The sequence below is a fragment of the Pseudanabaena sp. PCC 7367 genome (assembly GCF_000317065.1).
Classification (GTDB): Bacteria; Cyanobacteriota; Cyanobacteriia; order Pseudanabaenales; family Pseudanabaenaceae; genus Thalassoporum; species Thalassoporum mexicanum.
Map to the genome: position 1 here is coordinate 559,867 of NC_019701.1, position 11,857 is coordinate 571,723.

The 11,857-nt window shown below is 46.7% G+C and carries 9 protein-coding genes; 3 read left to right on the forward strand and 6 right to left on the reverse strand.

What is annotated here, in order from left to right; translation table 11 throughout:
* Nucleotides 1–178 precede the first annotated feature (178 nt).
* Both PSE7367_RS02200 and PSE7367_RS02205 read right to left on the reverse strand, forming a co-directional pair.
* Entirely contained in the window at nt 179–835 is a 657-nt protein-coding gene (locus tag PSE7367_RS02200) for a cytochrome b N-terminal domain-containing protein (protein ID WP_015163731.1), read from the reverse strand.
* A gap of 150 nt (nt 836–985) precedes the next feature.
* On the reverse strand, nt 986–1,216 hold the full coding sequence (locus PSE7367_RS02205) for a hypothetical protein (RefSeq protein WP_041698298.1): 231 nt from the start codon (nt 1,214–1,216) through the stop codon (nt 986–988).
* A gap of 59 nt (nt 1,217–1,275) precedes the next feature.
* Between PSE7367_RS02205 and PSE7367_RS02210 the strand changes: the two genes are divergently transcribed.
* The gene (locus PSE7367_RS02210; RefSeq protein WP_015163732.1) at nt 1,276–1,569 is read left to right on the forward strand and encodes a BolA family protein; all 294 of its coding nucleotides are present in this window, start codon (nt 1,276–1,278) and stop codon (nt 1,567–1,569) included.
* A 33-nt stretch (nt 1,570–1,602) separates the two neighbouring features.
* On the opposite strand, the gene PSE7367_RS02215 is transcribed toward PSE7367_RS02210, so the two are convergent.
* Nucleotides 1,603–2,850: a response regulator gene (locus PSE7367_RS02215; protein WP_015163733.1), complete on the reverse strand. Its 1,248-nt coding sequence runs from the start codon at nt 2,848–2,850 to the stop codon at nt 1,603–1,605.
* 754 nt (nt 2,851–3,604) lie between these two features.
* Between PSE7367_RS02215 and PSE7367_RS02220 the strand changes: the two genes are divergently transcribed.
* A complete protein-coding gene (locus PSE7367_RS02220; RefSeq protein ID WP_015163734.1) occupies nt 3,605–4,927 on the forward strand; it encodes a 3-isopropylmalate dehydratase large subunit in 1,323 nt (440 codons plus the stop codon).
* A 348-nt stretch (nt 4,928–5,275) separates the two neighbouring features.
* Here the strand turns inward: PSE7367_RS02220 and ileS are convergent, their stop codons facing one another.
* Together ileS and PSE7367_RS02230 are read right to left on the reverse strand one after the other, a co-directional pair.
* Nucleotides 5,276–8,158, reverse strand: a complete 2,883-nt coding sequence (gene ileS / locus PSE7367_RS02225; RefSeq protein ID WP_015163735.1) for an isoleucine--tRNA ligase — start codon at nt 8,156–8,158, stop codon at nt 5,276–5,278.
* Nucleotides 8,159–8,381: 223 nt separating this feature from the next.
* Nucleotides 8,382–9,443, reverse strand: a complete 1,062-nt coding sequence (locus PSE7367_RS02230) for an ABC transporter ATP-binding protein (protein ID WP_015163736.1) — start codon at nt 9,441–9,443, stop codon at nt 8,382–8,384.
* Nucleotides 9,444–10,121: 678 nt separating this feature from the next.
* Here PSE7367_RS02230 and PSE7367_RS02235 point away from each other — a divergent pair.
* Complete coding sequence (locus PSE7367_RS02235) at nt 10,122–10,496, forward strand: response regulator transcription factor (RefSeq protein ID WP_015163737.1); 375 nt, start codon at nt 10,122–10,124, stop codon at nt 10,494–10,496.
* An 86-nt stretch (nt 10,497–10,582) separates the two neighbouring features.
* Here PSE7367_RS02235 and bioF read toward each other — a convergent pair whose 3' ends face one another.
* Nucleotides 10,583–11,752, reverse strand: a complete 1,170-nt coding sequence (bioF, locus tag PSE7367_RS02240) for an 8-amino-7-oxononanoate synthase (protein WP_015163738.1) — start codon at nt 11,750–11,752, stop codon at nt 10,583–10,585.
* Nucleotides 11,753–11,857: the final 105 nt, after the last annotated feature.

Here is an 11,857-nt window from a genome sequence, read left to right on the forward strand (position 1 = left end):
CTTTTGCTTCGTATCGTCCTCAAGGGACTCTGCTGATAAAAAATCCGATCCGCAGTAGATAGATTGTTCAGCTATACCAAAACTAACTATGGTTGATGAAATAGATCTGCTATCTGCGATTCATATAAATCGATCCATAGCCCTAACTTCAATAGTTAAGATGCTTTCCCTCGCTCGATTAGCAAGCCGTTAGCGTATCTAATGGATCGCCATTAGTTGGTTCTTCAACATCGGCACTATCATCAGTAAGACTTTGACTCCGCTCATGCCAGAGCAATGATCCCAAATGCACGATCGCCAGGATCACTGCTGCGATCGCCAGAATGTAGCTATGGAAAACATAGAGTCGCTGCACTGTGATTGTATTAATAGCACCGCCACCAGTGATAAAATCAACAATCCGATCGCCAATTAATGGTACTGCAGCCAGGGTTCCTAATTCCAGTTTGAACCGCCAGTAACCAACCTGGCTCCAATCGATTACCATTGCTGTCCAACCCAGGGCGATCGCACTCAGGGTTAAGAAAATCCCACTCACCCAGCCAGTAAACCAATTGCTGCTCTGATCGCGGCTCAAAAACATCAGCACGATTTGCAGCAACGCCACCACCACTAAGCTATTGCCTGCGATGCCGTGCAAGCTAAAAATCAAACTACCATTGGGGATGTGGGTGACAATATTTCTGATTGAGTTATAGGCTCCGCCCGCAGTGGGTTCGTAGTAGAGAGCCAGGAGAATGCCTGTGCCGGCCGCGATCGCTACGATCGTGAGAGTGGCGACGGCTAACAGAGTGGTCAAACGACTAAGAATCGGCGTGAGGTTAATTTTTTGCACTGCTTTTATCCTCGTTATGTGGATTTAACTCGATATCTAAATATCTAATGCAGAGAAGTTAAAGAATGGCCGCGATCGAGAATTACTACTTAATACATTGCTTAAAGTTAACTTATGTTAACAATCATAACAAATTGCGGTGAGGCTAAATTATGCAAATAAGCGATCGCTTGATTTAAAACAGTGCGATCGGGCTTTCGATCGGGCGATTGGTGGCTCAAGTGGGAACGTAAGATCCAGCCATAATCTGGCAAAATCAATTAGGATTACTATGGCAAGCTGAGTTTGACAGATCCTGGCAACACTTAATCTGCTGTTGCTGACGATCGCCTCTCTCTCCACTTTTGCAGCCTTAGCGATCGTTTTGTATTGCAATGACACATATAGCCATGCAGTTTGCCGCTGACAAAATCCTGATTTAAAGAAAGCTTGAGAAATTTATGAATGCGATCGCCAAAATCACAACAATCCTGCAAGACCAACTAGCTGCCGAAGTGGTGGAAATAGTCGATCAAACCCACAAACATGCTGGCCATGCTGGGCGCAGAGAGGCTCCGGCGGGGAGTGGACATTATGATGCGATCGTGGTTTCACCCCAATTTGCAAACAAAACAATGATGCAACAACATCGCCTGGTCTATGCTGCCCTGAGCGATCTCATGCAATCAGAGATCCATGCCCTATCGATCAAAACCTACACACCAGAGCAGTTTCAGCAACTTCAGGCCAATTAGTAACTTGAATTAGGCCCAAGATGCGATCGCTAATTAAATTAAATTATCCTGGGGCAAAGGTGCGACTTCGCGCAGGATCTGGCGCAATTGTTCCCTAAATTCCTGCGTCTCTTCCGGTGATTTGGGCTTAGCCAAAAAGCGGCAATGAGCCCATTTCGCCCGAAAATTGTTGGCCATACTATTTTCCGCCGTCACCATCACCAACGGAATTGTGGATAGACCGCTTTGCCGCCTAATTTTTTTGATCAACTCGAACCCATTCACCTCTGGCATATTAATATCCAGGAAAATCAATTGCGGCTGGTAGGTCAGCATCTTTTCGATCGAAGCAACTGCATCAGTGGCAGTGCCAACCTGATAGCCCCAGTCTTCCAGTAGTTCCTGTAATTGCTTGAGCAAAACCACCGAGTCATCTACTAAAAATATTTTAGGAATTGAGCTATGACTGTTTTGAGATTGCGAGCTAGGAGCAGCTGCCTCTTTTTGCTCTGAGGTCAACTCGCGCGATGGCAGCGGGATAATCGCCACGGTTCGCTTTTCGGCTAGTTTTTCCAGGGAAAGGGCAGTCCGAAAAATCGATTGTTTGAATTTATCGGCGATCGCACTAATCCGATGCCTACCCATCGTCACGTTTGCAAACAGGGGCACATGCGCCAGCGTATCATCACTATCAAGGAGCTGCACAGTCTGATAGGGATGCCTGACATAGGTAAACTTGCGCCATTTTTCGGCTGCTTGCTTGGCGGCCTTTTCCAGGTTGGGGAGTTGCCAGATCGGAAAGGCGATCTCAGGTGGATGGGGATTAGGATGCCAAACAAAGGAAAAACTGCTCTCCAGGTTGATCGCCAACAGGCTCTCAAACAAGATTTCTTTCAAAACCTGCTGGGTTGCTTCTGGGTCATATTCCAGAATTTGGTTAAGCAAATGGCAAATGTGGCGGCTGTTGCTCTGGTATTGCTCTATCTGCTTGATTGATGCCTTGACCCGGTGGTTTTTTAGTTTACGGATCAAAGCCAGAATAAACTTACCGTCTTGTTCTTCAATCAGGGCAATACTATTTTTATGGAGCAGAAGATTCCAAGCAAAATGAGACGTAGATACCTGCATGGTGCCATCCTGGCTAGAAAGCAGGTTAATCATCACCAGCAAGCTATCAAGCGAAACATCGGTAATATGCTTGCCCTCAGGCACAACCCCACCGGAAGTATTTCCTACGATCGAGTTGATTGAGGTTGTAGGGTCTTGGTCTTGACTTATACGTGCTTGGTCAGAGAAAGGCATTACGAAACACCCACTTCCATATAATCAACTATAACGTTCAGAGAGTTATTTGGACTCGATCTAACCGTACAATAAGCAAAGCTTAGACTAGTAAGCAGTGCACACTTTCAAGAATAGTAAGCTCGGAATCTTAAAATCCCCACTCATGATCAATCGCAGTTAGCGGTAGCTCTTATTGCTCAACTATCTCACCAATAGGCAAAGCCGTATTTACCTCTGGCTGGTAGCTTCAAAAAGAATATGCAATCCTTAAATTATTGATAAATTATTAAGCTTATTAATTAGATTATTAAAGCGTTGTAATGCCTAATTATGATTATGTCCAATTATGAGCCCTTGCCGCCCGTGGTTGCTTCGGCAATATTAATTACGTTCTTACAACCAGGCAGTAGGATCAGCTACATCAAAGATACAATCATAAAACATTTCAGCTAAACTATTCAGTATTAAACCAATTTTGCGATCTTATGCGATCTTAAATGATTGACTATGCCAGCGGTCATAAAATTCAAGATCGTCTAATGGCAATAAGAACAACTGCTCCAATCAAAAGTTACTAATCAAAAGTTACTAACGTAATCAGACCAGCTCAACCCCACACCTGGATGATTAAGATGATTAATTAGATTGGATGATTAATTTGCATAATTAATCCAGTATGATCAGGGCTTGAAGCGGCCAAGTTTATTTAACTTGAAAAAATAAACCAAAAACTAAGTTTGAACTAAGTTTGTAAGTTAAGGACATCATAACTATGGGAATGACTCTAACCGAAAAAATATTGGCACGAGCGGCAGAAACCAAAAATATTGCCCCAGGTGAGAACCTGTGGGTAAATGCTAGCCTGCTGATGACCCATGATGTCTGTGGCCCTGGCACGATCGGTGTATTCAAGCGGGAGTTTGGCGCTGATGCCAAGGTTTGGGACCCCGATCGGATTGTATTAATCCCCGATCACTACATTTTTACCAAGGATGCCCGCGCCAATCGCAATATTGATATTCTGCGCGAATTTGCCAAGGAACAGGGGATCAAGTATTTCTACGACATTACTGATTTGTCTGATTTTAAAGCCAACCCTGACTACAAGGGCGTTTGTCACATTGCCCTGGCTCAAGAAGGTCACACTCGCCCCGGCGAAGTTTTGTTTGGTACTGATTCTCATACCTGCAATGCTGGTGCATTTGGTCAGTTTGCCACTGGAATTGGTAACACCGATGCGGCGTTTGTGATGGGTACGGGTAAGTTGCTGCTCAAAGTGCCAGCCACGATGCGATTTACCTTTGAAGGTGAAATGCCGCCTCACTTGTTAGCCAAGGATTTAATTTTGCATGTAATTGGTGAAATTGGCGTAGGTGGCGCTAATTATCGATCGCTGCAAATTGAAGGGGAAACGATCGCGCGGATGACGATGGAAGAGCGGATGACCCTGTGTAATATGGCGATCGAAGCGGGTGGTAAGAACGCCGTGATCGCCCCCGACCAAACCACTTTTGATTATGTGCAATCTCGCACTGATGTCCCGTTTGAGGCACTTTACGCTGACGATGATGCTAGCTACTACTATCAACAAACCTTTGATGTATCCAAGCTGGAACCAGTTGTGGCCAAGCCCCATTCCCCTGACAATCGTGCTACCGTCCGCGAATGCAGTGATGTCAAGGTCGATCGGGTTTATATTGGTTCTTGTACTGGTGGCAAAACCACGGATTTTGTCAATGCGGCTAAGTTGCTAAAAGGTAATCAGGTGAAGGTTCCCACCTATCTAGTACCCGCCACCCAGAAGGTCTACAATGACCTGTTTAGCACTAAGGTCGATGGCACCACCCTGTCGGAAATCTTCTTGCAATCCGGATGTATTGAACCTGCTGCGCCATCCTGTGCAGCCTGCTTGGGTGGCCCTCAGGATACCTTTGGCCGCTTGAATGAACCAGAAGTATGCGTTTCTACTACCAATCGCAACTTCCCTGGCCGGATGGGTAACAAACAAGCCCAAATTTACCTGGCTTCACCCTACACGGCGGCAGCTTCGGCACTAACTGGCCACATCACCGATCCCCGTGAGTTTATTGGCTAGATATAACCTACAGATTACTCAACTGATGAATATCTCTGCTTAGGCTAGATTAATGTCAGTTTGCTAAAAAGCGATCGCTATAGCGGCAATATTTTCTAAGCCATCGCAGTGACAATGAGTTAGAAGTTGCAAAAAGTAGTCAATTCAGGTTGGTTGGAAATTTCTGGTCATTAATAAGCGAGCCAGATCAGGCTTAATTAGAGAGAGCGGTTATGCTGCCCTCTCTTTTTTTATTTGGCTTGGGTTGGGCTTGGTTGAGCAGCGATCGCAATGACTATGCCTGAAGTGCAGGTATAAAACACACCTGGGTAAACCTCTTTATTGTTCAAGCTTAAGCCTGACTACAAACTAAAACTTGCCAGCTAAAGCACCCACACATCGATCGCACAGGGCAGGATGTTCGCTTGATTCACCCACGGTTACCGCATAGTTCCAGCAGCGAGGACATTTCTCACCATCAGCACTGACCACTGCGATCTTCAGGGTTTCAGTCTCCAGCGTATATTTAGCATCGGCGGGAATTGCCGCCACCAGTTCCGCTTGCGAAGTAATAAACAAATAGCGCAGGTCAGCCCCCAGGGATTCAAGCTGAGTAGCTAAATCAGGCTCAGCCACAACCAGCAAGACCTTAGCATCCAAAGACGAACCGATCGCCTTGTCGGTGCGGGCTTGCTCTAAGACCTTGTTCACCTCATTGCGCACTTGCCGCAGGCTTTGCCATTTTTCCGCCAGTTCCGGTTGTTGCCAGGTTGAATTTAGTTCAAACCAACCAGCCTGGAATACCGATTTTTGCTCAACTGGATAGGGCAAATGTTGCCAGATATCCTCGGCGGTGTGGCACAGCACGGGCGCGATCGCTTTGACGATCAGGTTCAGGGCGATCGCCATCACGGTTTGGCAACTGCGGCGGCGGGGTGAGTCGGCAGCACTGATATAGAGCCGATCCTTGGCAATATCTAGATAAAAATTAGACAGATCGACGGCACAGAAGTTTTGCATCAATTGGAAAAAGCGGAAAAACTGATAGCTATCAAAAGCCTTAGTAATTTCCGTACCTACCTCATAAAGCCGATGTAGCAGATATTTATCCAGCTCAGTTAGCTGGTCATAGGCGATCGCATTTTTGGCTGGATCAAAATCATAGAGATTGCTCAGTAAAAATCGCGCCGTATTGCGGATCTTGCGCGAGACATCAAAAATCTGCGACAGGATCGTTTTACCAAAGGGCACATCGGAGCTATAGTCAACGCTGGAAGCCCACAATCGCAGCACATCAGCCCCATAGGCCGGTTCTTGCTTGAGGTTGTTGCCACCATCCACTACCACCATCGGATCAACGCCGTTGCCCAAAGACTTAGACATCTTGCGCCCCTTTTCGTCCACCGTAAATCCGTGGGTCAAAACGGTTTTATAGGGGGCATGGTTATTAACCGCCACACTGGTGAGCAAAGACGACTGGAACCAACCACGATGTTGATCGGAGCCTTCCAGATACATATCAGCAGGATAGTTCAAGCCTTCGCGCTGCTTAATCACCGCTGCCCAGGATGAGCCAGAATCGAACCACACATCCATCGTGTCGGTGCCCTTGCGATATTTATGGGCAACATCTTGATATTTGGCTGGCAATAACTCCGCCTCGGATAGCTCCCACCAGGCATCTGAACCTTTTTGGCGGATGATTTCCTGCACATGGGCGATCGTTTCTTCGTTAAGCAAATGCTCGCCGGTTTCTTTGTCATAGAATACCGGGATTGGCACGCCCCAATTACGCTGGCGGGAAATACACCAATCCGATCGCTCTTGCACCATTGAGGTGATCCGATTTTCGCCGATCGCTGGAATCCAATTCACCGACCTGATCGCCGCCAGGGCAGCATCCCTGAATCCATCCACCGAAGCAAACCATTGTTCAGTGGCACGCACGATCGTTGGTTTCTTGGTACGCCAATCGTAGGGATATTTATGCTGGTAGGCTTCCTCTTTGAGCAATAGCCCGGTTTCGCTCAGGGCATCGATCACCGCCTGGTTACCTTCTTTGAGCACCTTCAATCCAGCAAACTGTCCCGCTTCCTCGGTAAACACGCCATAATCATTAACTGGAGAAAGCAAACCCAATCCATATTTTTGACCAACATTATAGTCATCGCGGCCATGACCAGGGGCGGTATGTACCAGGCCAGTACCAGATTCAGCCGTCACATGCTCACCCAACAGGATCGGACTGGCGCGATCGAAAATGGGATGTTTACATACCGTGTGCTCCAGGGCTTCACCGGACATCGTAGCGATCTCAGTTAGTTCTTGCTCCAGCAGCTTGGCTAGTTGCTCAACCAATTCAGTGGCCACCACATAGTAGCGATCGCCTTGATCGGTATCATCCAAGCCCGTAGCCTTAACTAAGCTATATTTCAACCGGGGATTGGCAGAAACGGCCAGATTGCCAGGGATCGTCCAGGGCGTGGTCGTCCAGATCATGGCATAGAGGCGATCGGCAGGAACTGCGTCTAGATTTTTGCCTAACGCAGCCTTGAGCTTGTCGCCAATTTCTGTAACCGGAAACGCCACATAGATACTGCGGGAGGTGTGGCCTTCTGGATATTCTAATTCTGCTTCCGCCAGGGCAGTCTGCGAACTCGGTGACCAGTAAACCGGCTTGAGACCCCGATAGATATAGCCCTTTAGCACCATCTGACCAAACACATTGATCTGCGCCGCTTCATATTCTGGCTTGAGGGTGTAATAGGCATGGTCATAGTCACCCCACACGCCCCAGCGTTTGAAGCCCTCGGCCTGATCGGCGATCGTCTGGAGGGCATAATCCCGCGCTTTGTGTCGCAAACTGATCGCGGTTAATTCTTTGCGCTCCGAGGATTTGAGCTTTTGCAATACCTTCAGTTCGATCGGCAAACCATGACAATCCCAACCCAGCACATAGCGCACCTTGCGGCCACGTAGGATCTGGTAGCGATTGATGATGTCTTTGAGGATTTTATTCAGGGCATGACCCATATGTAGATTGCCGTTGGCGTAGGGGGGGCCATCGTGCAAAATAAACTTTTCACCGGGATTGTTGGCAGCTAGATCTTCATAAATACCCGCTTCTTGCCAGAATTTTTGGATCTCTGGCTCCTTTTGCTTGGCATTGGCGCGCATCGAAAAATCCGTATGCGGCAGGTTAACGGTGTCTTTGTAGTCTGGGTTTTCCCTGGTTTCCTTGGTTGAGGTCATGGTGTTGTGCTAGCTGCGTGATTGGGTCTGTATGCTCTCCATACAGTAGTCTAGTCTACCTATTTGCTTACTAAATTGTCTGCGTAGTTTATTTGAGCAGGTTAGTTGAGTGGAAATTGCAGATTAGTAACGATTAATCTAGCTCAAACGGATCAATAAAGATCAATAAAACTAATCATAACTAATGCTCTTGTTTATTAATTTGATTCAATTTAATTCAATTCTATTTAACTGCACTAGATGCTGTGGATTCTGACTCAGTATCATTATCACTAGGGTCATTAGATTGAGAGGGCTGAGAGGTAAAAACCTGCCCGATCACCTCCTCGATCGGTGGATCGCTCACAGTCAGATCGACTAGCTCCAGCTCCGCCAATATTTTCGAGACTGTATTAGTCAGGGTTTCTCGCTGTACCAAAAATCTGGCCGTTAGCCCCTCAATTTCCACCAACTCGCCAAAGGGTTTGTGGGTGGCGATCGCCTCCTTTTGTTCGCTGCTAAACGGTGCTGCCAACTCCACCCGAATCTCGCGGCAAGGGGTGAATTTTTCTAGCAAGCCATCCAGACTGCCATCATAGAACAAGCTACCCTGATGAATTAGCAACACGCGATCGCACAGGGCGGTAATATCTGCCATGTAGTGACTGGTTAGCAAAATTGTCGCGCCGTACTTTTGGTTATAGTCGCGCAGAAAATTACGCACCGCCACCTGGGCATTTACGTCTAAGCCCAAGGTTGGTTCGTCCAAAAATAACACCTGTGGTTGATGGAGCAGGGCGGCCAGCAACTCAGCTTTCATCCGTTCGCCCAGCGATAGCTTACGCACTGGTTGTTTGAGTTTGTCTTGCAGTGACAGCATTTCGGTCAACTCCGCCAACCGCTGCCGAAACACCTGCCTGGGGATATCATATACAGCGGCATTAATCCGCAACGAATCCATTGCGGGTAAGTCCCACAGCAACTGTTGTTTTTGCCCCATCACTAGGGTGATTTTTTGCAGAAACGTAGCTTCGCGGCTAAAGGGGTAGTGGCCGCTAACGCTCAAATTGCCACCAGAGGGATGAATTAACCCGGTCAGCATTTTCAGGGTAGTAGTTTTGCCAGCCCCATTTGGCCCCAGGAAGCCCACTACTTCGCCCGGTTCGATCGCAAACGACACATCCTTAACCGCTGCCACATGGCGATATTTACGGTTAAAAAAGTGATTTAAAGTCCCTTTTAGACCAGGTTCTTTGATCGAGACTGGGTAAACCTTACGCAGGTTCTCAACAACAATACTGGACATGTAATTTCTTGTCCTCTTATTTGGCTAGTTTGGCTACTAAAAGATCCCCCGAACTCAAGTTAATTAACTAATTAATTAATTAATTAATCGACAACCCAAAACTAAGTTTAGCGCCGATTAAACCAAGCTAGCTCTGCTACTAGGGACAGAGTAACCTGGCTAGGCTATTAGGGTATGATAGATACTGGAGTGCAAGTAGATCGATTAGTCTTTAGTGGCCAATGGGTCAGATTCATTTTAATCTTATGCGTTCGGGATGTTTAAGCTCGATCACCAAAAAGCTCTTGGATTGGCTCTGAATTAGTGCCGATCGCCAGCTAATCAGTAATATTTAGTCTTTTAGCTGATCAGTTATGACCCTGAATGCGCTAACTTGCAGATATGGCAAAAATATATGACTGGTTAAACTAGCTTCAAGTGTGAAGTTGTTTAAATTCTTAAGTTATTTGAATTTTGAGTAATTCAGTAATCTATTTGGTTAAATCTACAATTACTCTGTGTAGTGAATTGCTAGGTTATAAATAGATAAATTGTAAATAAGGTTTAGCAAAAAGTACCTTCCTAGCTATACTGAGACGCAGCAATTGCTATAGTTAGGAACATCTTTGGGCTGTTGAGATTCATATAAGTATTCATAGTATTCATACAGGTATACGGTTAAGTTAGGGTGCATAGGATATGGCTATAGTCCTGATTGTGGATGATAGTCCCACGGCGCGACAAATGGCGGCTGAGCAATTAAAGTTGCAAGGCTATACCACCATTGAAGCAAGGGACGGAAAAGAGGGGATTGAAAGGGTGCAGAGCTTGATCCCAGATATTGTGATCACCGATATTGTGATGCCCAATATGAATGGCTATGAGTTTTGTCGCTGGATTAAGACCAACGAAAGCACCAAAGATGTGCCCACAATCATGTGTAGCACAAAGGATCAGGATTTTGATAAATACTGGGGGCTAAAGCAGGGTGCTGATGCCTATTTGATTAAGCCCTATTCTCCGGCGGAGTTAATCATGACTGTGCGCAAGCTCCTCAGTGGGGTTGCTAGTTAGAAGCGCGATCGATGTGATCAATAAAAATCAACAAAATAAATACGATTAAATAGGATCGATATTTGTTTAGACTACTATTGCTCTAATTAGGGCTTGGTCTTCTCTACAGCTTGTTTTAGGCAACCAGCTAAATGGTTGATTTGAGCCTCGGTATGGGTTGCGATCAGCGTCAATCTAATCCTTGGTGTAGGTACGGTTGGCGGACGGATCGCCGGTGCAAAAAGTCCTTTTTCTTTAAGTTGCGCTGCGATGGCTAGGGTGGTGGCAATATCTCCCACCTCGATCGCTACGATCGGTGATTCTGTGGCGATCGCAATGATATTGGCTTGGGCTAATTGTTTTTTTAATAATTCTAAGTTTTGCCAGAGTTGATGCCGCCGTTCTGGTTCAGTATTAATAATCTTGATCGCTGCGATCGCGGCTGCCGTATCCGCAGGTGATAGCCCGGTAGTATAAATCCAGCTAGCTGCTCGATTGCGCAAGAAATCGATTAACTGCGCCGAACCTGCCACATAGCCACCCAAGCTGCCCAGGGCTTTGCTGAGCGTGCCAACCTGAATCAGTGGTTGTTTGATCCCCAGGGCATTAACCAAACCAGCCCCCCGATCGCCAAACACTCCGGTGGCATGGGCTTCATCCACCAACACCATGCAATCATATTTTTCGGCCAGAGCCATGATCTCAGTCAGGGGTGCAAGATCGCCATCCATGCTAAACACGCTATCGGTGGTGATTAAACAACGCCGGAATTGCGATCGCTGCTGAGCTAGTTTATTACCCAAATCGGCAAGATCGCTATGCCCATAATCCAGCACCGTTGCTCCGCTCAGGATCGCACCATTTTTCAAGCAGGAATGGTTATAGACATCCCCCAGAATTAAATCCCGCTTCCCCACCAGCGCCGCGATTGTGCCAATATTTGCCAGGTAGCCAGAGCTAAAAACTAAGGCTGCCTCAGTTTGCTTCAGGTTGGCGATCGTTTGTTCTAGCTCCTGATGCAGTGGTAAATGCCCTGAAACTAATCGGGAACCAGTTGCGCCAGTACCATAGGCTTGACAAGCTGCGATCGCCGCATCGATTAAGCGTTGATCTCCTGCTAGGCCCAGATAATTATTACTGGCAAACATTAACACTGAGCGATCGTTAATGATCACCTCCGCCCCAGCCTTACTGGCAATTAGTTGGGGCGATCGATACCAGTTAGCTCGTCGGATCGTATTGAGCGACTGTTCTATCCAGGCGTATGCTTCAGCCATTACTTAATTTCTGATCTTATTTCTGATCTTGATACCGCGATGGCGCGATAGTTAAACAAGCATTCGATCGCCCAGCGGTCAAATAATAAATAACTTAAGTCAAAT